Raw genomic sequence first — 22,523 nt, forward strand, 5'->3', positions numbered from 1 at the left:
ATCCGGAACGTGCGTAAAAATCAGAGCTTGCCTTCTTTTTTCTTGATGAACGGCCACCAGATGCCCCGGCCGAACGATACCGTGACTGCCGGAATCAGGAGCGGCAGGACGATCAGTCCGTACAACAGGAGACCGGTGATGACGATCGTCGCGATCTGGACGAGACTGAGGACGCCGGACGGAATCATCGCACCGAACGTACCGGCGAGGATGATCGCTGCCGTGATGATGACGGTCCCCATCTTCTTCATCGAGACATACATTGCCTCAGCCGTACTGAGTCCGCCAATCGTCTCTTCCCGGAAGCGGTCGAGCAGGAAGATCGAGTAGTCGATCCCGAGCGCGACGAGCATGACGAAGCCGAAGAACGGGACGGCCCAGCTGATGCCGGAGTAGCCGAGACCGTTGACGAAGATCAATTCGGCAATCGCAACCGACGTGTAATACGTCAACAGGAGCGACGCGATCATGAACAGCGGCATGATGAACGACCGGAACATGACGGCGAGGACGACGAACAGACTGAGGACGATGATCGTCACCGTCCGCGTGAAGTCAGCCTTCGACGTCGCGTTCAAGTCCGAGTTGATACTCGAGATGCCGCCGTAGGCGACGGCCGCGTCCTCGAGCGGTGTGTCACGAAGGGCGTTGTCCGTCGCTTTCTTGATGCGCTCGACCGTGTCGATCGCTTCCGGTGAATACGGATCATCCGACAGGACGACGTCGAACAGCAGGCCCGTCTCCTCTCCGAACGTATACCGGTCGAGGACCGGCTCGAACTCCGCATTCTCGAGCGTTCCGGCCGGGATGAACATCCCCGTGCCCCGGATCGATTCCGCCTTGCCCATCTCTTCGAGCAGGTTTGCGATCTGCGTAAGTCCGCCTTCGACCTCATCGAGACCGTCGTTCGCGGAACCGACGCCTTCCGCGAGTCGTGACAGGCCGCTTCCGAGCTGACCGGCCTGGGCACCTTGCGACGCGATACCGCTCGCCGCCTGGCTGATGCCTTGCTCGATCTGTGTCAACTGGCCGGAGATCGCCGTCAGCTGTCCGGCTGCTTGAGCGGCATTCGCCGGCGACTGGAGGGACTGACCGATCAGCCCGAGTTGCGTATTCACCTGGCCAAGACCGTCAGCCGCCTGCTGGAGCTGTGACGCCCCGCCGCTTGCCGCGTCTCCCGAAGGAAGCTGACCGGACACGCCGTTCAGGTTCGTCTCGACTTGCGTCAAGCCGTCCTTTACTTCACCGAGTCCGTCACGGGCTTCCTTCAGGCCGTCCGCCATTTTGCCAAGCTGGTTGTCGAGGTAGAGGTCCTCGATGACCTCCCCGGTCGGACGCGTGATCGAACGGACCGTCTCGACGCCTTCGACCTTCCGGAGTTCGAGCGCGAGCTTCTCTGCGTAAGGGAGCGTATCCTCGCGCGCGATGTCCTCGTCAGCCTTGACGACAACCTTGACCGGGAACGATTCCCCTTCGCCGAAACCTTTCGAGATGGCATTGATCCCTTTGACCGTGTCATACTTCGAACCGATCTCGTCGATCGTGTTGAACGAGAGGGATTCGTCATACGTAAACAGGGGCGGGACCGTCACGAGGGCGACGATCGCCATCGCAAGAAGCGGGTTCTTGATCGACAATCCGCCGAACCGTGCCCAAAGTTTACTGTCGCTGTGGCTCGCCGCCTTCTTCGACGGCCAGAACAGCTTTCCTTTGAGCGTCGCCATGAAGAACGGGATGACCGTGAACAAGACGATAAGCAGGACGAAGATACCGACTGCGACCGCGACCGACGATTTGAAGATCGGGAAGTCGGCGAAGCCGATCGCAGCGAAACCGACGAATACAGCGATGCCGCTGACGAGCAGCGTCCGCCCTGCCGTCTTGTATGTGTTGACGATCGACGTCTCGACGTCATGCCCTGCAGACAACTCCTCCTTGTAGCGGCTGAGGAGCAGGATGCAGTAATCCGTCCCGATCCCGAACAGAATCGCGACCATGAACGTCTGGGTATAGTTCGAGACCGGGAAGCCGAACCAGTCGATGAAATACGCGACGAGTGATTGGCTGATCAAGTAGGAGAACCCGACCGCGATCAACGGGATGAGCGGTGTCACGATCGAACGGAAGACACCGAGCAACAGGATGAAGATGAGCCCGACCGTGATCAGCTCCGTCTTCTTGAGCCCTTCCTGTGCGCTCGTGTTGACGTCCCGGTTGATCAATGCCTCGCCCGTCAAGTAGATCGTCCGGTCCTTCGGAAGGACGTCCGCCTTGATCCGGTCGGCAAGATCCGTGATCTCCTCTTCCGTCCCGTCGACCGTGATCGGGACGAGGACCGTCTTTTTGTCTTTCGAGATGAGCTGGGATTCCGTGTCCTCGCTCTCGAGCGGGTCGAGCACGTCGACGACCGGCTTGCCGAGCGTGTTCAACTCCTCGACGATCCGGTTGATCTCCGTCCGGTCCGCCGTCGTTATTTTTTCTTCGAGCGGCAGGACGAGCGAAATCGTCTCCTCGCTCGCGCCGGCATCTTCGAGAATCTGTTGCGCGCGACGCGAATCCGCGTCGTCCGCGAGCTGAAACGATCCCGCTTCCTCTGCTTGCTTCGCAAGGTTCGGCGCCGTCAGGAACAGGCCGACCGTCAGCAGGATCATCGTGACGAGCACTGCCCATCGCCATTTAATGATAGTACGCATGCCATTACACCTCTTCTAATTTTAGTATCTCTTTCAGCCTTCGGAAAATCCGGACGAACTCTTCGGCTTCACCTTCACTGAACTGTCCATCGATCAGTTTCTTGAGGTACTGATAGATGGCTTCATCCGACGCCTGGACGACTTCTCGTCCCGCGTCGGTCAGCAGGACGAGCTTCGTCCGCTGGTCGCCTTCCGTCCGCTCGATGATGACGAGTCCCTTCTCCGTCAGCTTTTTCAGCCGGTTCGAGATGGCGCTCTTATGGACGCCCTGCAGTTCGGCAAGCCTGCCGGACGGGACAGGCCCATACGACTCGATGATTTTCATCAGCCGGATCTGTTCCGGCGAATGCTCTTTCCAGACCGCGGCATCGACATGTTTAAGAACCCGTTCCGTCCCGTGGACGAGTACATCCTCGAACAGCATGATTGCTTCCTTCAAATCTTCATTCATTTGTTTACCCCCTAAACCACTTTAGTATATCCCCTAAACATTTTTGCGGTCAAGCTGAAAGCTGTGCGAATTCCGACACCGTTTCTCCATTCTTTGTTCACGATTTCACATGAAAAGAAGTGCTTTTTCCGCTATATTAGAGATAAGCACTTATTCGAAAGGGGATTCCCTCATGACCATCCTATTGATCATCGCACTCCTGATTTGCGTCGTCGGCCTCTATTTCACGATCATCGCAGGCAAACGGACCGATTCAGGTTACAGCAACCAAACCGCGACGAAGAACATGACGTGGATGTATGCGATCGTTCTGCCTGTCCTTTGCGCGTTCCTTGCGCTTTTCTATTATCTTCTCGTCTGAACGAAAAAAATCTCTCTGTCACTTTCGACAGAGAGATTTTTTCAGTTCAGTGTCCGCGGCCGGACGATGTAGACGTCACACTTCGCGTAACGGGCGATGTTCTCCGAGACGCTCCCGATCAGGATCCGCTCCATCGCGTTCATCCCGACGGCGCCGCAGACGATGAGCCCTGCCCCGACGTGGGGGGCGATCGTCTTCGCTATGATCGTCTTCGGTGATCCGCTCTCGATGACGAGATCGATGTTCTCAACACCTGCGTCACGTGCCCGTTGTTCGTATCCTTGCAACAGTTCTTCTGCGTATTCCGTCACGTTCTTGTCGATGAACTTCTGGTTCGCCCGGACGTTCGCGAACGTCTGAATGTCGATGACGTGGGCGATGACGAGCTTCGCCTTGTCCTGTTTCGCGAACTGGACCGCCTTCTCGAAGGCAAGGTCCGCCGTCTTCGATCCATCGACCGCGACGAGAATGGTATGATAGCCGGTTTCCATGATTGAGTCACCCTTTCCGCGAGGTGCGAGATTGTCTCTTCAGTATGGAATTACCCGTCCGCCGTCTCATCTAACCGCAGCTCGTCTCACATCCGGTCGTTCTCGCTCTCGAGGATCCGGTTCTCATGGTCGAGCCGGCGCTCTGCTTCGATTCCTTCCGGCTGGTCGGCAAGTTTGTCCGGCGTCATCGGTGCCCCGCGACGCGCCCCTTCCTCGTCTGCGATCAGGACATACCCGCCACGCTCGACGTCCGCATGATGCCGTTCGATATCGCCTTCGGCAAGCCCGAGTTCGCGGAAGACGTCGCGCGTCTCTTCATCCGTAGACTTCTTGCCGGTGAACTTGTCCCACAGCCCCCGTTTCGCTGACACGAGCTCTGCCGAAGATTGTCCCCGCAGCATCGCGAGCTCTTTTTTGTCCTGCAGGACGACGAACAGATCCTCTTCGAGATATCCTTTGAAATGAAGATCCTCGATCGCGCGAATCAGCCCCGTCTCATCGAAATAAGTACCGATATACTGTTTTTGTCCCAATGAAAAAACCTCCCCTTTTTTAGCGTATACCCTCAACCACGCCTGTTCGACACCTATTTCAGCATCGCACCCCGCCGTTTCAGGATGAACAGGGAACTGACGAAAACAGCCAGGAAGCTGAGAACGAGCAACACTTGTTGAAGAGAACTCACCTGACCATTGAAATAAAGACCGGTGAACGTCCAGGCGAAGACGATACCGAAAATCCAATCGTCCTGTGTCCAGACGAACAGTCCGCTCGTGATCAGCATGAGGACGATGACGACCGTCAGCCACATCGACTCATCCATCCCGAAAAGCGAGGATACATGAAGCATGTCGAAGATGATGAACGGATGGACGAACGACAGGACCGAAAGCCAGGCGAGATAGACGGAAAACGGGGAACGCATCCAGGGAGAACGGTTCGGGTGATGCTGGGTTTTCGCATAGATGACACCGAGCGTGACGAGCGCTAGCGTCATCGCGACGATCGTCCAGTAACCGTCGATGAAGACGCTCGCTCCGAGGAACAGCATGTTGAGCGGGAACCACCAGCCGATGTCCTCGATCAATGCGCGGTCAGCCGGATAGGAGACGATCGGGCGGACGCACCAGACGAACAGCACCGTATAGATGACGCCCCAAATCGCGAGTGTGAACGGTGGAAGCTCGATGAGCAGCCCTTCCCCGTGCGTACCGGTCAGAAGCGTATTCTTCAAGAACGCCGTCAAGAGGACCGCACCGAACGAAACGCCATCCGCAAGACGCAACACCTTGATTCGTTCCATCCCCGATCCCTCCTTCAACTCTGTCTAATTACCGATTCCCGCTTGCCTGCGCCGAAAAACCGTCCTGCTGCATCACCCTGGTCGATACTGGAAAAATGTGCGAAAATCGAAAGGAATAATCAAGAGAAGGAGCGATAGGCATGACTACACCATTCATCCGCCCGTATGAATACAACTTCATTCGCACGCAAGCGGACAATCTGTCCCGGCAACTCGCGTCCGTCCATGATCCCGATATCCGTGACGCTGTCATCTACAGTGCGTCGAAGAAGGTGTTCGACCTGATTCCTGCCATGACACCGGAACAGGAAGAACTCCTGATGCGGATCAAGACGATCGAAAGCGAGGAGGAGTTGACGGATTACCTCACGGATGTCGCAGATGCCGTCCACGGATTTCCTGCCGTCACCGAGGCAGAGCTTAAGAAACTCTTTCATAAGAACAAGAAATTGAAGTTACCTGATCTCGCGCGCCTTGACGTCGAGTCGACGACTTTCCTCAGCTGGAACGACACCGGAAGCGGAAAGAAGTTCTTCGTCTATCCGCTGGACGGTAAGATAGTCGGTGTCGAAGGCAGATACGTGCCATCGACGCAAAAAGGAATCTGCAGCCTCTGCAACAACTACTCCGATGTCACGCTCGTATCGGCCCGCAGTAAGGGAAGCAGTGAATCTTACAAGGTGGTCGGCAACTACATGTGCATCGACAGCGACGAATGCAACCGTCACATGACCGACCCTTCCTCGCTCGAGCACTTTTTGAATCGAGTCAAATGAAAAGAACCGCCTCATTCTGAACTGCCCCGCAGAAGTTGGATTTCATGTCCAACTTCTGCGGGGCAGTCATTTTCACGAGAGCGATTCTTCTTTTTCCTTACAATATGGAACGAATTGATTCCTGCCCTGTCTCTTCGCCCTGTACATCGCCATGTCGGCATGTTCGATCAAATCGGCACGGCTCGTGCCGTGTCTCGGATAGATCGAGCCGCCGATGCTCGCCGTCGTACAGATGATTTTACCTTGGATGACGAACGGCTGTCGGAATATATCGATCAACTGTTCCCCGCAGCGGTCTGCCTCTTCGCTCGTATGGATGTCAAACAGCAGGACGACGAATTCATCTCCACCCTGACGCGAGATCAGCGTATTGTGCGGCAGGTGTTTCTGCATACGGCTAGCAACCTCGACGATCATCTCGTCACCGACGAGATGTCCATATGTATCGTTGATCTCCTTGAAGTGGTCGACGTCGACGAAGTAAAGCGCGGCCAGGCGTTCATGCCGCTCCGCGCGACTCAGCTCTTCCTTGAAGAGACGGGCGAACAGATAACGGTTCGGCAAGTTCGTCAACGCATCATGGTAGGCCATGTGCTCCATCTCCTGAAGCGTCGCTTCGAGTTGTGCCGTTCTTTCCGTCACTTTCGCCTCGAGCTCCTCCTGCAGCTGGCGATTCTCGATCAGGATTCTGATCTGCCGAGCGATCAATAGCGGTATCGCGACCAGCAGACCGGCCGACAAGGCGTTCGGCTCGAGGGTCCGGTAAGAAATGCCGAGGAACAGGACGAACAGGAATATGTATGGCGTTACCAGTCGGACCAGCTCGAATCGCCGGTCGAGCCATGACGTGACGCGGGCGTCCCCTTCGACCTGATACAGACGGGCGGCGGCGCCGACCGACAGGACAGCTGCGAGCCACAGCGGATCGATCAGCTGTCCTGTCAGATCGTATTCCATGCCGTACGGCAGGACGTAGAGCAGGTCTCCCGCGAACTGGAAGTGGAACCCGACGAGGACGAGCAACAATGAAAGATTATTTTGGCGTGTCTTCAATGTCAGGAAGATGACCAGCATTCCAAACAACAAGAAGAGATCACCGACCGGGTAACGCAGCAGGATAAGAAGCTCGAGCGATTCGAGATTCGATTGCTGGACATACGGTTCGATCAGGAACTGCCAGCCGGCTGCGAGTCCGACGGCGAGGACGATCAGTTCATCGAACAGAAAACGTCCGACGTGAAGCTGGTGGCGATTCTTGATGATCACATATTTCAACGCTGCGATATAAGCCACGATTTGAGAAGCATAGAAAATCTCGATCCAGTCGAGTGTGTCGATCTCCTGACCGAGGAGAGAGGTGCGAACCATCCAGATGACTTCTCCGAAGACGAAGAAGACACTTCCAAGCCCGAGCAGGAAGAACAGGTTACGGACGACCGGATAGGAACGATATTTGCGAGACGCTTGAAATAGCCAGAGGCTTGAGAGCAGGCCTCCCGCAATCATGAACACGCTCCCTCCGACATCCCACAGTACAGGATGTCCCTTGAAAGCGAGCAACCATAAAAAATGACACGCGACGAAGATGCCGAGTGCTCCCCAAATTCGATATTCGCTTCGCATCCTCAGTCCGCCCCCCTATTTGTTCTATACACGTTCATCGGTCGATTCGTAGGACTTTTACACTACTTAAGAGGCCGCGACGAAAAAAAAGACGGGTGCCCGTCTCCATTCCGCCACATTTCCTTTGATTTCAAATCAATTTTCCCATGCAGATGCGAAAAATACAATCCATGCAACAAAAAAAACTGCCCTCTCATACGAGAGGACAGCGTGCATCAGACATACTCAGGAATCGTCAATGGAAGCATCACGGTGAAGGTGCTCCCCTTTCCTTCGATCGAATCGACATGGATCGTCCCTTCGTGCTCCTTGACGATCTCTTTGCAGATGGACAGGCCAAGGCCTGTGCCGCCGATTCTTCGTGTATCCGAATTGTCGACACGGAAGAATTTCTCAAACAGATGGGCGAGCGCATTTTGCGGAATCCCGATGCCCTCGTCCGATATCTCGATGACGGCAAACTCGTTCTTCATGCCAATCGCTACGGAGACGACTCCGCCTTCCGGTGAATATTTGACAGCATTGCTGATCAGGTTGCTGAGGAGCTGTTTGATCCTCGCCTCATCGGCGATGATTTCCGGCGACTCCCCTTCGATCACATGCAGTTCGATCACCCGGTCCGGATTGGAGGTACGGTAGAAGTCGACGACTTCATCGACGAGTGACGCGACAGTAAGATGCGCCATCTGATAGAGGTGCTTCCCGGACTGCATCCGCTGTACGTCAAGGAAATCCGTCACGAGGTTCGACAGCCGCTCCGTTTCCGTATGGATCGTCTTCAGATATTTCTTTTGCTTCATCTCGTCTACCTTCCGGCTCAGCATCAATTCCGTGAACCCGTAGATCGAGGTGAGTGGTGTCCGCAACTCGTGCGAGACCGTCGAGACGAGCTCCGTCTTCAGGCGATCCGCCTCCGTCTCGAGCGTCGAATCCCGGATGACGAGGATGAGCCCCTGCCATCCGCCTTCGACGGAGATTCTTTCAGCATAGATTTGGAGGTGGGCCGAGTTATTCCGGACGTCGAAGCGAAGCACTTCCTCCGGCGGTTTGCGGGAGGCGATCTGCGCGACGTAGGCATCGAACGTCGGTACGTCGTCGACGATGCTGCGCATGACGTCGAGAATGTACTGGACGGATGACAGCGTCCGGTCCGCCTGGAACTCCGATTCGAGCTCAGGAATCAGGTCGAACAACGGACGGTTGACGTAAATCTCCTTCGAGCCGTCCTCGATGTAGAGAACCGCTTCCCGGATCGAATCGAGCACCTGTTCCGTCTTCTGCTTCTCCCGTTTCATCTCCTCGTAGGAACGCGTCCGCAGCAGCGACAGCGTCAACTGCTGTGCGAACCCGCTCATGTCAGCGAGCTGCTGCTCGCGATACGGTTCCTTGAAGCGGACGAGATAGATCGCAGCGAGCAGTTCGTGCGTCTCCGGCTCGAAAATCGGCAGCGCCACCTCGTAGAGATGGAACGGATAAGGCATCGCGATCGACATCGCGACTTGTTTCTCAGAATGTACGGTCTGCCGCAACAGACGCATCCGGTGGACGGCCGACGTCTCTTCTGTGACGGCAGCCGCGACCTGATCATCGTCCATACCGTAGGTCGTCGCTTTGAACGACCCATTTTTCTCGAACAGGATCAGCGCACCGTATTCGGAACCGGTGATGCTCGCCATCTTCTGGATGATCGCAGGATATGCTTCGACCGTTTCGCGCACGGCGAGCGCTTCCGTCAGTTCATTGCGGAACTTCAGGTTCTCTTCGCTGCGCTTCGTCGTCTCGTAGGCATCCTCGAGCTCCTCCTGTTGCGCTTGAAGCTCCTCTTGCTGCGCGATCAATTCCTCTTGTTGCGCCTGCAGCTCTTCATTTTTCGTCTGCATGTTCTTCTTGCTTTCGACGGTCGTCAGCGCCATCTGGTTGAACGACTCGCGGAGCAGACCGATCTCGTCACGGCGCTTGAGCACTTCAGACCGTCCGATTTCCTCGCCTTCCGTCAGACGCTTGTTGTCGTCGACGAGATGCATCAGATGGCGGGACATGTTCCGGACATACGGATGGATGAACAGGAACAGGAACAAAATCAGCACGACGATGCTCGATAGCCAGATCATCTGCGTACTTGCGACCTCTTCTTGGAGCTTCGCGACGGCATCCGCCTGTTCTTTCGCTAACGAAGCGCGATAGTTTTCAAGCGAAGCGGTCGCCCGCTCAATATCCGGAACGACGTCGATCGTTCCGCTGGCGCTCTCCTTCAACACCCCCTGATCGATCAGGCGGCGTACGACCGGGAGTCCGAGCAATGTGTCGCCCTGAAGGAAGTCCTCATTGATTTCACCATTTTTCTTCCCCGACACGTACGCTTCCGACAAAGGCAGGAGGCCTCCGTAATAGGACGAATAGAGCGAATTCATCTGCGCGACGAATTCACGTTCTTCCGGAGTCTTCGCATTCTCAGCGAACCAGTCCGTCTTCTCCTTGATTCCGGCGCGGTACGATTCCACCTTTTCAAACGTCTTCTCGTCACCGAATATGACATAGCCGCGCAGACCGAACTGGACTTCCTGCCAGTCTTGCCAGAGGTCGTTCGCACGTGCGTTTCGCTCACTCATCGTCGAAAGGCTCTCCTTCGACTCAGTGAGCTGACTTTCCGTATAATCGTAGACGAAAAGCGAAGTCAGTGAGACTACTGCCAAGAGCGCGTAGAACACGGTCAATAGCTGTCGTCCGATTTTTTGGTTGATCCAGTCGAGCATTCATTTTCCCCCTTGAAAGGGCCCCTCTCCGACTACACATAGAAGAATCCTTCTTCATTCGAACAATACCGTTACAGTAACATAAATCACACTCTTTTTCCTAAAAAGATGCCCTCTCTCATTTCACCTTTTCCGGCTTCAATACCTTCTTCTCATGCTTCTGCCGCATACGTTCCGCGTTCAGCAGACCGCCGAGCATCAATACGACGGCAGACAGATAGAACCAGGTCATCAGGACGATGATTCCGCCGAGCTGACCGTAGAGCCGGTCATAGCTTCCGAACTCCGCGTAGTAGGAGAACAACTCCGATACCCCCTGCCAGGCGACCGTCGCGAACAAGGCGCCAGGCATGACTTGGCGGATCGTCAGGCGGACGCTCGGAAGGATCCGGTACAACAGGATGAAGAACGCGAAGAGAAACAGCGAACCGAGTCCCCAGCGAAAGACGAACCAGATGTTCGATATCTGCGCGAGCGTGTCCGCGATCAGACTGAAATGCGCGACGAATCTCCGCGCGAGCTTCTCGCTGACGGGGACGAGCAGGGACAGCGGCAAGATGACCATCAGTCCGAGCGTGAAGGCGAAATCCTGGAGCAAGCCCCGCCAGAATGGTGCCTTCCGGACGACTTCGAGCGCATCGTTGAGCGAACGGACAAGCGACTGGACCGACATCGAGGCGAGCCAGAACGCAGCGACGAAGCTGAGCGATGCAACGCTCAGTCCTTCCTTGTCGAAGACGGTGATGATGCCCTCCTCGATCAACGCGTACGTCTCTGCCGGCGCGAACGGCCGTATCAGGCGCAAGACGTCCTCAGACGAATAAGGAAGGAAGCTGACGAGTTCGACTACGAAAAGCAGGAACGGAAACATGGATAACATAAGATAATAGGCCAACTGCGCCGATTTATCAAAGAACTGTTCGTTGAAGAATCGGGCAAAGACAGGTTTGATGAGCGACATTCAGTATACCTCGCTTTCTGTGGTGCGTATTTTCTTGTTCCCGTTCATTTGAACTCGTTAAACAAGCGAAGCGGCAAACAGAGACGGGCAGCTTGTCCGCTGCCCGTCACCTCACGGCGATCACGCGCCGTTCGCTCTCTTGTTTCGCATCATCCACTGCATAGAGGACGAGGCGTGTCGCCTTCTTCTGTTTCGCGATTGGGATACTGTACGTACCATCCCGTGAAGCCGTCGCCTTCCCGAGCAGCCGACCTGAACGATAGAGACGGACGACCGTTCCCGCCTCCGCCTTTCCGGTGACACGGACCGTCCGGGTCGTGACCCGGGCAGCGACCGGCTGAGCCGGCGGATCGATGTCGAACGTGCGGTAGTCGAGTGCGCCGTTCATCTGCTTGATCGGTTCCGTCGACTGTACGACGACCGCACCTCCGCCACGAAGCGACGCGGTCGTTCCGCGATGAATTTTTTGCGTGAGTGCTTCATTGAATAAAGTCCCGTTGAAGCTGTAGCGTCCTGCCTTTCCGTTCAGGAAAAGGGCAGCGCGAAAATTCGCCATGATATCGCCGAACGGAATCGTTCTTCCCGTCCGTTTCGCGAGCACTGCCTCGACCGCCCGGTAATCGTTTTCCGGTCGTCCGATGATTTCACCATACAGGCCCGCCATGCCGCCCGCCTGTCCACGGATGTACTGGCCGAACAGATAGGACAGCGCGTAGTTCGACAGCGTGTCGTTCCCGCCGTCCCAGTACAAGAGGGAGTGTCCTGACGTGATCGCGTCAGACGTGTTGTAGTAATTGATCCGTTCATCGAGCGGTCTGCCCGTGTAGACTTGCTCCGCCGCCATCGCGAGCGCCTCGTCGAGCCAGAGCGACATCTCGCTCCCCTGCTCCTTGAAGACGTTCTCGTTGAAGTTGACCATATGCTGAAACTCGTGAGCGAGCGTCGAATAGGCGGACGTGACATCCCTTTTCGTCAACATCCCCATCGCAGGATAGGTGTCGATGTAGAACACTTCGCCCCGATTCGATCCTTCGAGGTTCGGAATCAAGTCCCCCGGCCAGAAGTAGCCGGCGACATATCCGCCTGATCCTGCGAAGCCGTCCTGTATGTCGTAGAGCAGGATGTTCGTCTTCCCGTCCCGATCGATGTCAGAGCTCTGACCGAAATGGGTCGTCACAGCCGGCTCGATCCGGTCGTCGAACTCGTGCCCGATTTTCTCCGCCTGCTCAGGCGTCACCTGGTTTTGGTCGACCCAGACGTTCGCCTTCCTTCCGCTGTATCGCAACACCGGCTCAATCGAGGAGAACGTGTTCGTCTTGATGTTCATGACTGTGAAGATACGGCTTGACCCGGGCTTCGGCGGCGAGAACGACTGCTTACGGAAGCCGGCTGCGGTCCGTTTTTGCAGTAGCGCCTGACCGAGCCGGAAGTTGATATCCCGCTTATAAGGCTTCTGCCTGCTTTCTGACAGGACGTTCATGCCGAGCGGCTGTTTCCGCTCCCCGTCTGTCGACGTGTTGGTGATGATCGTATAGCGGTTGCCGGCCGGGACGGCCGGAGTACCGTTCCGGAGCTTGAACACGGCCGACCGTGTGTAGGAGCCATCCGTATTTCTCGCGAAAACGCCTACCCTGACGTACAGCTCATGGTTCGCAAAATCCGCATTCGAAATCGTTTTTCGATAGCTCCTTTCGCGGACGCCGAGCGAATCGACGCGCGTCGTGCCGACGAGTTTGAACGCGCCGCGCGCATACCGGTAGAACTCGATTCCGAGATAGCGGTCCTTGTTTGCGCTCCGGTCGCTCGCATAAGCCAAGATCACCTCGGTCGCTTTGCTTCCGCGCTTCACGCTTTGAAGCGTGACCGTCTGAAGGGCAGACCGGCTGTCGACAAGACGTGCCGCGACACCCGCCGGCTTGACGAGGGGAATGTCCGACGCCTTTCCGGTCACACTCGTTCGAAATGGCTGTTCAGCTGACGCGCTATATTGAAATCCTCCAAGCACCAGTGCACCGCTGACGAGCAATGCCGCCATCCGTCTCATCTTCCCCACCGCCTTCCGTGTTCCTTTCCTTCTATATCGGAAAAAATGGATTTCATTTGAAGAGTTTTTAAGGAAGGCTTCATTTTTTTAAAAGTTCCGCTTCTTCAGGCTGGCATCGGTCACAGAGGGCCGGTACACTAGCAGAAGAGAAGAACCGTGCCGAAGAAGTAGAAAGGGCGTAATCATGTGAGCAACATCCGAAGCGAAGCAGAACAATTCCTCAACACCTATTATGAAGAACTCGGTCTCGAAGGTATTGCCAATCGCATCAGTGAAGTCATCCGGGAAATCGAACGGACCGGGACCTACAGACAGACGGAAGAGGAACTCACTTACGGTGCGAAGCTCGCCTGGCGCAACAGCAACCGCTGCATCGGCCGCCTCGCGTGGGAGCAACTTCACGTCATCGACGCACGTGACGCCGCGACGCGGGAAGATGTCATTGACGTCCTCCTCTCGCACATCGAATATGCGACGAACGGCGGACGAATCCGCTCGACGCTGACCGTCCTTCCTGAGACTGTCCATCTGCTCAACCACCAGCTCATCCGTTATGCCGGCTACGAATCTGAGGAAGGTGTAATCGGCGATCCGGCATCGCTCGCTTTGACGGAACTATGTGAATCGCTCGGCTGGCGCGGAGCACGGACGGACTTCGACGTCCTGCCGCTCGTGATCGAGATCGATGGCGTCCGCTCACTGCACGAGATACCGGAAGAGCTCGTTTTAGAAGTCGACATCATTCACCCGGAACACGACCTGTTCGGAGGAACAAAGATCAAATGGTATGCCGTTCCGATGATCAGCGACATGATCCTCGAAATCGGCGGCATCCGTTATCCGTGCGCCCCGTTCAATGGCTGGTACATGGGGACGGAGATCGGTGCCCGCAATCTCGCGGACGCAGACCGCTATGACCTGTTGCCCACTGTCGCGCGAAGTCTAGGGCTCAACACGTCGAAGGACCGGACACTCTGGAAGGACCGTGCCCTGATCGAACTGAATGGAGCTGTCCTCGACTCGTTCGAGCGCGCCGGTATCACGATCGTCGATCACCATACGGCAGCAAGGCAATTCGCCCGTTTCGAGAAGAACGAGAACGCCTGCGGCCGGGACGTGACCGGCGAATGGGCCTGGCTCGTCCCGCCGATCAGCGGTGCCTCGACGCATATGTTCCACAAGGACTATTCGAATGAGACGAAACGGCCGAACTTCTTTCCGCGCGAGGCGGTACCGGTTCGCTGTCCGTTCAGCATGGCAGGTGAACGGACATGAACTATGTGGCGACCATCCGCGAAAAAATCGGCAACGACCCGCTCATCCTCGTCGGATCCGTCGTCCTCGTGATCAAAGACGGACAGATCCTGCTCGAGCAACGGACCGAACCGCTCGGACGATATGGACTGCCGGGCGGCTTGATGGAATGGGCCGAGTCCCCGGAAGAGACCGCTCGGCGCGAACTGTTCGAGGAGACCGGGCTCGACGCCGGAGAATTGAGGTTGCTCGGCGCCTACTCGGGTCCGAATTATGTCACGACGCTCAGGAACGGCGACGTCTTCCAGAGCGTCACGCTCGCCTACGTCGCCTCTCATGCGACAGGTATGCTTCAAGCAAGCGACGAAAGCCTGCGGCTCGATTACTTCCCGCTCGACGCATTGCCGCCGGACATGATCGGATCGCACGAACGTTTCATCGAAGACTACAAAAAGGCGCTGGCGGAATGATGATTCCGCACAGCGCCTTCCTACTATCCAATATCATTGATGAAGATTCGAACGTCTGCGACCGTAGCCGAAGTAGATCAAGAGACCGATGCCGGTCCAGATGAAGAAAGCGATCCACGTGAAACCGGCGAGGTTCGTCATCAACAGGAAGCACGCGAGCACCGACAGGATCGGCAGGACCGGAACGAACGGCACTTTGAAGACCCGTTTCATGTCCGGCTGCGTCTTACGCAGGATGATGATCGCGACCGAAATCAGAGCGAACGCGGCGAGCGTCCCGATGTTGATCAGCTCAGCGAGCGTCCCGAGCGGTACGAAGCCAGCGAGGAGTGCTGCGATCGTGCCGAGGATCCACGTCGCCTTGACCGGCGTGTGCGTCTTCTCATCGACGTCGGAGAAGACGGCCGGAAGGAGACCGTCACGGCTCATCGCGAACAGGAGGCGAATCAAGCCGTACGTCATGACGAGGATGACCGTCGTCATCCCGACGATCGCTCCAAGGTCGACGAAACCTGCGACCCAGTCCTGACCGGCGACTTTCAATGCGAGCGAGACCGGGCTGTCGACACCTTCGAACTGTTTGAACGGCACGATACCGACCATGATGGCGGAGACGATGACGTAGAGGACAGTGACGATCGCTAGCGACCCGAGGATACCGATCGGCAAGTTGCGGCCCGGATCCTTGACCTCTTCAGCAGCCGATGTGACGGCGTCGAATCCAAGATAGGCGAAGAAGGCAATGGCTGACGCCTGCAGGATACCGCTTACGCCGAACGGTGCGAATGGCTGATAGTTACCCGGCTCGACGTACCAGATGCCGACGACGATGAACAGGATGACGACCGCCACCTTGACGAGCACCATGATGTTGTTGATGCGCTTCGTCTCCTTGATGCCGCGAGACAACAGGAGCGTGATGACCATCAAGACGGCAAACGCCGGCAGGTTGAAGTAGGTCGTCTCCCCCGGAACAGCACCAGGGGCAGCCGTCAGGATCTTCGGCAATTCAAGACCGAATCCTGCGAGCAGCGACTGGAAGTAGCCTGACCACCCCGTCGCGACGGCACTTGCCGCGAGACCGTATTCAAGGAGGAGATCCCAGCCGATGATCCAGGCGATCAGTTCCCCGAGCGTCGCGTATGTGTACGTATAGACGCTCCCTGAGACTGGAATCATGGAGGAGAACTCAGCGTAACAGAGGGCAGCGAGCGCACAGACGATCGCCGAAATGATGAATGAGACCGGCAAGGCAGGACCGGCGTAAAGTGCTCCTGTTCCTGTCAGGACGAAAATCCCCGTCCCGATGATCGCTCCGATTCCGAGGAGCACGAGGTCGATCCCTGACAAATGACGCGCGAGCTTCGAATGGCTTCCAGCGTCCAACATGACGCTGACATCTTTCTTACGCAATAAACTCATACTCTTCTTCACCCGAACTTTCTCTTTTTTCTGAATATTCGAACCATTGTTCGATTAACTTCTTCATCATAACAAAGACCCGTTGCTTTTTCAGCCAAGGTCGTCTGTGTTTATTCACAAAGAGTTCTCCTATTTTTTGTTTCTCACCCCAACGCATATATGCATACATGCGGTGAAGCATCGGGCAAACGCTCTCATCTCCTGATACAGCAAAACCTCCGTCCGAAGACGAAGGTTCTGCGCTTGTTCAATTCACATCAAGGACGATTCAAGTCATCCGGACGATCCATCGGATGATCGAGGTTCGGTCCTTCCTGTGGTGCGTCCGGCTTGAGTGGATAATCATCCTTTTGAGCCAGGTCGTTCTCCGGCAACGCGCCTTTTGGCGTACCGTGCGTCGTCTCGGAAGAACCGGTCGAAGACGACGGTTTGCTGTCCGGCGTCACATCGTCAGCCGCTTTCTGGGCTGCGCCCTTCGCTGCCGATTTCAAGTCCTGTTTAGGCATCGACGGAGTCGACTTCGGCAGGTTCACTGTGTTGACTTCCGTTGCTTCTGCCTTCTTCTCAAGTTTGTCGAGATAACGCGATGCATTGTCGCGTCCGCCAAGACCGAAGGCAAGACCGAATGCGAGGGCGACTGCACCAAGAATCAGTACGAACGCTGCATTTACGATCGTCGCCGCGACACCGAGTTGTCCGAGTGCCATGAAGACGGTAAGAGCGAGGATCGCATATTTCGCGACGTTGCTGAGAATACTCAGTTCAGAATGACCGAACAATCCGTCCATCATCCGTTTGACGAGGTTCGCGACGATGATACCGACTGCGAGGATGACGATCGCCGTCAGGACGATCGGCAGGAACGCAAGGACAGCCCGCCCAAGGTCGACCATGAAGTCGAGTCCGATCAGGTTGAAGGCTTCGACGACGAACAGGACGATGATGACGATCTCAACAAGCGAACCGACGAGTGAAGATGGGGAGATCGACGATTGCTTCGCATCCCAGTTACCGATTTTGAGATGCTTCGTCAGATTGTTGAAACCGAGTCGGGACAACAGATCCGTGACGAACTTCTTGACGAAGCGGCCGACATAGACCCCGACGAGAATCAACAGAACCCCGACGACGATATTCGGAATCATACCGAGGACATCGTTGAGCATGTTGATCGCCGGTTGCGAGATTCCTTTGATGTTCAGCTGATCGAGTGCCGAAATCGTGACCGGAATCAGGATGAGGATGAAGACGACGGTCCCGATGATCGATGAGATCGATTTCGAATCCTCCTTATCCTCCGCGCTGACGTTGAAGCGGGCAAGGAACTTGTCCGTGCCGATTGCGTGCAGGAAGTTCGTGACGATGTCGCGGACGATCTTCGCGACGATATAACCGATGATGAAGATCAATGCCGCCGCGATCAGACGCGGGATGAAAGCGAGGAACGATGAGAGCAATCCGCTGAACGGTTCCGAGACGCTCTCGATGTTAAGTGCGCCGAGTACGCCCGGCAGGAACATGAGGAGGATCAGGTAAAAGACGATGTCCCCTGCGATTTTAGGATACTGGGTCATCCCTTGTTGATCCTTCATGAATTTGCTTGAACGCACACGTTCCGACTGCATCAGCTTGTTGCCGAGCTTGACGATCACCGCACGCAGTACGACTGCAAGGATGTAAGCAAGCAACAGGATGAGGCCTGCCTGCAGGATGTTCGGGATCGCACCGAGCAGCGTTTCCATCGTGTCCGCAAGCGGACCTGCGATGATGGCAAGGTTCAGAATGTTGAAGACGAGAATCAAGACGAAGATCATCAAAATCCAGAAGATGACAGTCGCAATGATTTTCTCAGGCGTCCACTTCTTTTTCTTCGGAGGCGGTGCGCCCTCCTTTTGGGGTGACAGCTTGTGCACGACTCCCGACTTCTCGAGTGCCTTTTGGATACCGTTCGCGATCAGCTTCGCGACAAGCCAGCCGATCAGGAAGACGACGATCGCGAGCAGGAGATTTCCCACATCGTTCAGGATGCCTCCAGTGTCGATCGTAGTCCCATTCCACCAATTTCGCATTTGGTCACGCTCCTTTATCGTTTTTAAGATGATAGAGAAATATTTCAGACATTTAGATAATCCCCTTCATCAGAAAATGGTAAACGGAGGATTCGCAGTCAGTTTCAGCTTATTTCAGGAAAAACACGGCAACATCCTGCTCCAACCGAAAAGACCAGGTCCCGGATAGTTCCGTTTCCTGGTCCTTCCCTCAGACCGCTTCCTTGTCCGAGAACTGGCTATTGTAGAGTTCGGCATAGAAGCCGTCCGCCTCGAGCAGTGCCATGTGCGTCCCCTGCTCGACGACCGCCCCCTTATCCATGACGAGGATCAAATCCGCGTCCTTGATCGTCGACAGGCGGTGTGCGATGACGAAGCTCGTCCGCCCTTCCATCAGCCGGTGCATCGCCTACTGGATCTGGATCTCGGTCCGTGTGTCGACGCTCGACGTCGCCTCGTCGAGAATCATGATCGGCGGATCGGCGAGGATCGCCCGGGCGATCGTCAGGAGTTGCTTCTGGCCTTGTGAGATGTTCGACGCCTCCTCATTCAGGACGGTGTCATATCCTTCCGGAAGCGTCCGGATGAAGTGGTCCGCGTACGCGGCCGAGGAAGCCGCGATGATTTCCTCTTCCGTCGCTGACGGTTTGCCGTAGACGATGTTGTCGCGGATCGTCCCGTTGAACAGCCACGTGTCCTGCAACACCATCCCGAACGTCGTCCGCAGGTCCTCCCGCGACATCTTGCGGCTGTCGAGACCGTCGATCCTGATGACGCCGCCGTTCAATTCATAGAAGCGCATCAGCAGGTTGATCAGCGTCGTCTTGCCGGCGCCGGTCGGTCCGACGATCGCGACCGTCTGTCCCGGTTCGACCGAGATGTCCATGTCACGGATCAGCAGCTCCTCTCCATAGCCGAAATCGACATGTTCGAACGTGACGGCACCTTTCGCGCTCTCGAGCCGCGCCGTCGTCACCTCCGCGACCTCCTCCTGTTCGTCGAGCAGCTCGAAGACGCGCTCGGCCGCTGCGACCGTAGATTGGATGACGTTCGCGATATTGGCGGTTTGCGTGATCGGTTGCGTGAACTGACGCGTATAGGTGATGAATGCCTGGATGTCCCCGATCGAGATCGCACGCTGCGTCACGAGGATCCCTCCGACGACGCTGATCAGGACGTAGCTGATGTTTCCGATGAAGAACATCATCGGCATGATGATGCCTGAGATGAACTGTGCCTTGCGCCCTGCCTCATACAGCTCCTCGTTCACCGCATCGAACTGCTCGACGGCACGGCGTTCCCGGCCGAACGCCTTGACGACCGGGTGACCCGTATACATCTCCTCGATGTGACCGTTCAATTCGCCGAGCGTGCGCTGCTGGTCCGCGAAATACTTCTGCGAACGTTTCAGGATGGGACGGATGGCGAAGATCGACACCGGAAGCGACACGAGAGAGATCAGCGTCAGGACCGGACTGATCGACAGCATCATGATCAGGATCCCGATGATCGTCACGAACGACGTGATGAATTGGGTGACGCTCTGCTGAAGCGTCGAACCGATCGTGTCGATGTCGTTCGTCACCCGGCTGAGCGTCTCCCCCTTCGCTTTGCCGTCATAATACTTGAGCGGCAGCTTCTCGAGCTTCAGATTGACGTCCTCGCGCAAGTCGTAGACCGTCTTCTGCGCGACGCCCGACATGATGTATTGCTGGACATAGTTGAACAGGCTGCTGACGAGGTAGAGTCCTGCGAGCAAAAGCAGGATGTTCCCGATCCGCTCGAAGTCGATCGCTGCGCCTGGAACGCCACGGAACTTCGCGAACGCGCCCTCGAACAGCTCCGTGATCGCGATCCCCATGATCTTCGGTCCGGCGATCATGAAGACGGTGCTGAGGATGGCAGCGAGCAGGACGGCGGTTAGCGCTTGCTTGCGCGGCCGTAAATAGCGCAACAGGCGACGGAACGTCCCTTTGAAGTCCTTCGGCTTCTCGCCCATCATCATCATGTTTCCTCCGCCTGGATGTCCGGGTCCGCCTGCCGGTCGCACCGGCTGTTTCTGGTTCGTCATGCGATCTCCTCCTCAGACAGTTGCGATTCGACGATCTCGCGGTACACCGCGTTGTCCTCGAGCAGCTGATCATGCGTGCCGACCCCTGCGACCTTCCCGTCCTCAAGGACGATGATCCGGTCCGCGTCGAGGACGGTGCTGACGCGCTGGGCGACGATCATGACCGTCGCTTGTTCCGTCTCGCTCCGCAATGCTTTGCGCAGCGCGGCGTCCGTCTTGAAGTCGAGCGCGGAGAAACTGTCGTCGAAGACATAGATGTCCGGCTTGCGCACAAGGGCGCGGGCGATCGACAGCCGTTGCTTCTGTCCCCCTGACAAGTTCGACCCGCCCTGCTCGACGATTGATTCGTATTTCCCGGGCAATCCGAGGATGAATTCCTCTGCCTGCGCGACGCGCGCGGCATGCTCGATTTCCTCGATCGTCGCATTCTCCTTGCCAAAGCGGATGTTGTCCGCGATGCTGCCCGTGAACAAGAGCGCTTTCTGCGGGACGAATCCGAGCTTCGAACGCAGCTCCTCTTGCGGCATGTCACTTATCTCGACCCCGTTGACGCGAATCCGTCCTTCCGAGACATCGTAGAAGCGCGGAATCAGATTGACGAGCGTCGACTTGCCAGAGCCCGTCCCCCCGATGATCGCCGTCACCTCGCCGGCCTTCGCCGAGAACGAGACGTCGGACAGGACTGGTTCCTCGGCACCGGGATAGCGGAACGTCACCCGGTCGAACACGAGCGTCCCCCGCTCGCGATCCGCTTTCCTCACTCCTTCGTCCTGCATCGTCGGCTCCATCTCAAGCACTTCATTGATCCGTCTCGCCGATACCGCTGCGCGCGGCACCATGACGAACATGACAGAGGCCATGACGAGCGCGAACATGATCTGCATGACGTACTGAATGAACGCCATCAAATCGCCGATCTGCATCGCGCCGCTGTCGATCCGCATGCCGCCGAACCAGATGACCCCGACGACTGTCAGGTTCATCACGAGCATCATGACCGGCATCATGCCGGCCATCACCTTGTTGACGCGGATCGAGACGTCGGTCAACTCCCGGTTCGCCTTGTTCAGGCGCACCTTCTCCTCGCGTTCCCGGTTGAAGGCGCGGATGACGCGGACGCCGGTCAAATTCTCCCGGAGCACGAGATTGAGCCGGTCGAGGCGTTTCTGCACCTCAGCGAACAGCGGCATCCCCTTCCAGAAGATGAGCAGGATCGCCCCAACGAGGAACGGCATCGCGACGACGATGACGAGCGACAGCTTCGCATCCTTCGAGACGGCCATGATCAGACCGCCGACGAACATGATCGGGGCGCTGACGACCATCCGGAGCAGCATGATGACGACCTGTTGGACTTGCGTGATGTCGTTCGTCGTCCGCGTGATCAGCGACGCCGTCCCGACCTGGTCGAACTCCTGGAGCGAGAAGCGTTCGACATGGTTGAAGACGCTGCGCCGGATATCACGCCCGAGTCCCATCGCCGCCTTCGACGAGTAATAGCTCGCGATGACGGAGGCAATCGCCCCGAGCGCCGTGACTCCGAGCATGATACCGCCAATCTTCCAGATGTAAGGGGTGTCGCCCGTGACGACGCCATTGTCGATGATGTCCGCCATCAGCGTCGGCAGATAAAGATCCGCCATAGATTGAAGAAAGACGAGCAGGACGACGGCGAGGACCGCCGTCTTGTAGACACCGAGCCGCTTGAGCAGTTTGAGCATATCCATTACCTCCTTTTTCAGTGAACCATCACTTCGCCGCGCGACCAGAGATGGTTTCCTATATGACCTAAGCTACGCCTC

Annotated in this window: 16 protein-coding genes and 1 pseudogene; 4 read left to right on the forward strand and 13 right to left on the reverse strand. The window is 56.6% G+C overall.

The window, feature by feature from the left end; genetic code table 11:
• Positions 1-20 precede the first annotated feature (20 nt).
• Both DFG60_RS09225 and DFG60_RS09230 read right to left on the reverse strand, forming a co-directional pair.
• Positions 21-2,693 carry an MMPL family transporter gene (locus DFG60_RS09225; RefSeq protein ID WP_114571476.1) on the reverse strand — a complete coding sequence of 891 codons (2,673 nt, stop codon included), beginning with the start codon at positions 2,691-2,693 and terminating at the stop codon, positions 21-23.
• Positions 2,694-2,697: 4 nt separating this feature from the next.
• Positions 2,698-3,144, reverse strand: coding sequence for a MarR family winged helix-turn-helix transcriptional regulator (locus DFG60_RS09230; RefSeq protein WP_114571477.1), 447 nt, complete (start codon positions 3,142-3,144; stop codon positions 2,698-2,700).
• A 172-nt stretch (positions 3,145-3,316) separates the two neighbouring features.
• On the opposite strand from DFG60_RS09230, the gene DFG60_RS09235 reads away from it, so the two are divergent.
• Entirely contained in the window at positions 3,317-3,505 is a 189-nt protein-coding gene (locus DFG60_RS09235) for a hypothetical protein (protein ID WP_114571478.1), read from the forward strand.
• A 41-nt stretch (positions 3,506-3,546) separates the two neighbouring features.
• On the opposite strand, the gene DFG60_RS09240 is transcribed toward DFG60_RS09235, so the two are convergent.
• The 3 genes from DFG60_RS09240 to DFG60_RS09250 form a co-directional block, all read right to left on the reverse strand.
• Positions 3,547-3,996 (reverse strand): universal stress protein, encoded by a 450-nt coding sequence (locus DFG60_RS09240; RefSeq protein WP_114571479.1) that lies wholly within the window; start codon positions 3,994-3,996, stop codon positions 3,547-3,549.
• 86 nt (positions 3,997-4,082) lie between these two features.
• Positions 4,083-4,529: a general stress protein gene (locus DFG60_RS09245; protein ID WP_114571480.1), complete on the reverse strand. Its 447-nt coding sequence runs from the start codon at positions 4,527-4,529 to the stop codon at positions 4,083-4,085.
• A 53-nt stretch (positions 4,530-4,582) separates the two neighbouring features.
• Positions 4,583-5,299: a hypothetical protein gene (locus DFG60_RS09250; RefSeq protein ID WP_114571481.1), complete on the reverse strand. Its 717-nt coding sequence runs from the start codon at positions 5,297-5,299 to the stop codon at positions 4,583-4,585.
• Positions 5,300-5,439: 140 nt separating this feature from the next.
• Between DFG60_RS09250 and DFG60_RS09255 the strand changes: the two genes are divergently transcribed.
• Entirely contained in the window at positions 5,440-6,075 is a 636-nt protein-coding gene (locus DFG60_RS09255) for a FusB/FusC family EF-G-binding protein (RefSeq protein WP_114571482.1), read from the forward strand.
• 72 nt (positions 6,076-6,147) lie between these two features.
• Here DFG60_RS09255 and DFG60_RS09260 read toward each other — a convergent pair whose 3' ends face one another.
• The 4 genes from DFG60_RS09260 to DFG60_RS09275 form a co-directional block, all read right to left on the reverse strand.
• Positions 6,148-7,698, reverse strand: a complete 1,551-nt coding sequence (locus DFG60_RS09260) for a GGDEF domain-containing protein (protein ID WP_232818687.1) — start codon at positions 7,696-7,698, stop codon at positions 6,148-6,150.
• Between the two features lie 215 nt (positions 7,699-7,913).
• Positions 7,914-10,451 (reverse strand): HAMP domain-containing sensor histidine kinase, encoded by a 2,538-nt coding sequence (locus DFG60_RS09265; protein WP_114571483.1) that lies wholly within the window; start codon positions 10,449-10,451, stop codon positions 7,914-7,916.
• A 118-nt stretch (positions 10,452-10,569) separates the two neighbouring features.
• Positions 10,570-11,412 (reverse strand): YihY/virulence factor BrkB family protein, encoded by an 843-nt coding sequence (locus DFG60_RS09270; protein WP_114571484.1) that lies wholly within the window; start codon positions 11,410-11,412, stop codon positions 10,570-10,572.
• 106 nt (positions 11,413-11,518) lie between these two features.
• Positions 11,519-13,456 (reverse strand): Ig-like domain-containing protein, encoded by a 1,938-nt coding sequence (locus tag DFG60_RS09275; protein WP_198661575.1) that lies wholly within the window; start codon positions 13,454-13,456, stop codon positions 11,519-11,521.
• A gap of 186 nt (positions 13,457-13,642) precedes the next feature.
• On the opposite strand from DFG60_RS09275, the gene DFG60_RS09280 reads away from it, so the two are divergent.
• Both DFG60_RS09280 and DFG60_RS09285 read left to right on the forward strand, forming a co-directional pair.
• On the forward strand, positions 13,643-14,731 hold the full coding sequence (locus tag DFG60_RS09280) for a nitric oxide synthase oxygenase (protein ID WP_114571486.1): 1,089 nt from the start codon (positions 13,643-13,645) through the stop codon (positions 14,729-14,731).
• Positions 14,728-15,180: an NUDIX hydrolase gene (locus DFG60_RS09285; protein WP_114571487.1), complete on the forward strand. Its 453-nt coding sequence runs from the start codon at positions 14,728-14,730 to the stop codon at positions 15,178-15,180. Before DFG60_RS09280 ends, DFG60_RS09285 begins: the two co-directional genes overlap by 4 nt.
• Positions 15,181-15,213: 33 nt before the next feature.
• On the opposite strand, the gene DFG60_RS09290 is transcribed toward DFG60_RS09285, so the two are convergent.
• From DFG60_RS09290 to DFG60_RS09310, 4 genes and pseudogenes are all read right to left on the reverse strand, one after another.
• On the reverse strand, positions 15,214-16,602 hold the full coding sequence (locus tag DFG60_RS09290; protein ID WP_114571488.1) for an amino acid permease: 1,389 nt from the start codon (positions 16,600-16,602) through the stop codon (positions 15,214-15,216).
• Positions 16,603-16,859: 257 nt separating this feature from the next.
• On the reverse strand, positions 16,860-18,671 hold the full coding sequence (locus DFG60_RS09300; RefSeq protein ID WP_114571490.1) for a mechanosensitive ion channel: 1,812 nt from the start codon (positions 18,669-18,671) through the stop codon (positions 16,860-16,862).
• A 190-nt stretch (positions 18,672-18,861) separates the two neighbouring features.
• Positions 18,862-20,721, reverse strand: a pseudogene (locus DFG60_RS09305) (ABC transporter ATP-binding protein).
• Positions 20,718-22,442 (reverse strand): ABC transporter ATP-binding protein, encoded by a 1,725-nt coding sequence (locus DFG60_RS09310; RefSeq protein WP_114571491.1) that lies wholly within the window; start codon positions 22,440-22,442, stop codon positions 20,718-20,720. Before DFG60_RS09310 ends, DFG60_RS09305 begins: the two are co-directional and overlap by 4 nt.
• Positions 22,443-22,523: the final 81 nt, after the last annotated feature.

The sequence above is a fragment of the Exiguobacterium flavidum genome, assembly GCF_003344535.1.
Lineage (GTDB): Bacteria > Bacillota > Bacilli > Exiguobacteriales > Exiguobacteriaceae > Exiguobacterium_A > Exiguobacterium_A flavidum.

What these genes read in the sequence shown, in the direction of transcription:
- DFG60_RS09225 (WP_114571476.1), bottom strand. Translation starts at nt 2,693, where the DNA reads ATGCGTACTATCATTAAATGGCGATGGGCAGTGCTCGTCACGATGATC.
- DFG60_RS09230 (WP_114571477.1), bottom strand. Translation starts at nt 3,144, where the DNA reads ATGAATGAAGATTTGAAGGAAGCAATCATGCTGTTCGAGGATGTACTC.
- DFG60_RS09235 (WP_114571478.1), top strand. Translation starts at nt 3,317, where the DNA reads ATGACCATCCTATTGATCATCGCACTCCTGATTTGCGTCGTCGGCCTC.
- DFG60_RS09240 (WP_114571479.1), bottom strand. Translation starts at nt 3,996, where the DNA reads ATGGAAACCGGCTATCATACCATTCTCGTCGCGGTCGATGGATCGAAG.
- DFG60_RS09250 (WP_114571481.1), bottom strand. Translation starts at nt 5,299, where the DNA reads ATGGAACGAATCAAGGTGTTGCGTCTTGCGGATGGCGTTTCGTTCGGT.
- DFG60_RS09255 (WP_114571482.1), top strand. Translation starts at nt 5,440, where the DNA reads ATGACTACACCATTCATCCGCCCGTATGAATACAACTTCATTCGCACG.
- DFG60_RS09260 (WP_232818687.1), bottom strand. Translation starts at nt 7,698, where the DNA reads ATGCGAAGCGAATATCGAATTTGGGGAGCACTCGGCATCTTCGTCGCG.
- DFG60_RS09265 (WP_114571483.1), bottom strand. Translation starts at nt 10,451, where the DNA reads ATGCTCGACTGGATCAACCAAAAAATCGGACGACAGCTATTGACCGTG.
- DFG60_RS09270 (WP_114571484.1), bottom strand. Translation starts at nt 11,412, where the DNA reads ATGTCGCTCATCAAACCTGTCTTTGCCCGATTCTTCAACGAACAGTTC.
- DFG60_RS09275 (WP_198661575.1), bottom strand. Translation starts at nt 13,456, where the DNA reads ATGAGACGGATGGCGGCATTGCTCGTCAGCGGTGCACTGGTGCTTGGA.
- DFG60_RS09285 (WP_114571487.1), top strand. Translation starts at nt 14,728, where the DNA reads ATGAACTATGTGGCGACCATCCGCGAAAAAATCGGCAACGACCCGCTC.
- DFG60_RS09290 (WP_114571488.1), bottom strand. Translation starts at nt 16,602, where the DNA reads ATGAGTTTATTGCGTAAGAAAGATGTCAGCGTCATGTTGGACGCTGGA.
- DFG60_RS09300 (WP_114571490.1), bottom strand. Translation starts at nt 18,671, where the DNA reads ATGCGAAATTGGTGGAATGGGACTACGATCGACACTGGAGGCATCCTG.
- DFG60_RS09310 (WP_114571491.1), bottom strand. Translation starts at nt 22,442, where the DNA reads ATGCTCAAACTGCTCAAGCGGCTCGGTGTCTACAAGACGGCGGTCCTC.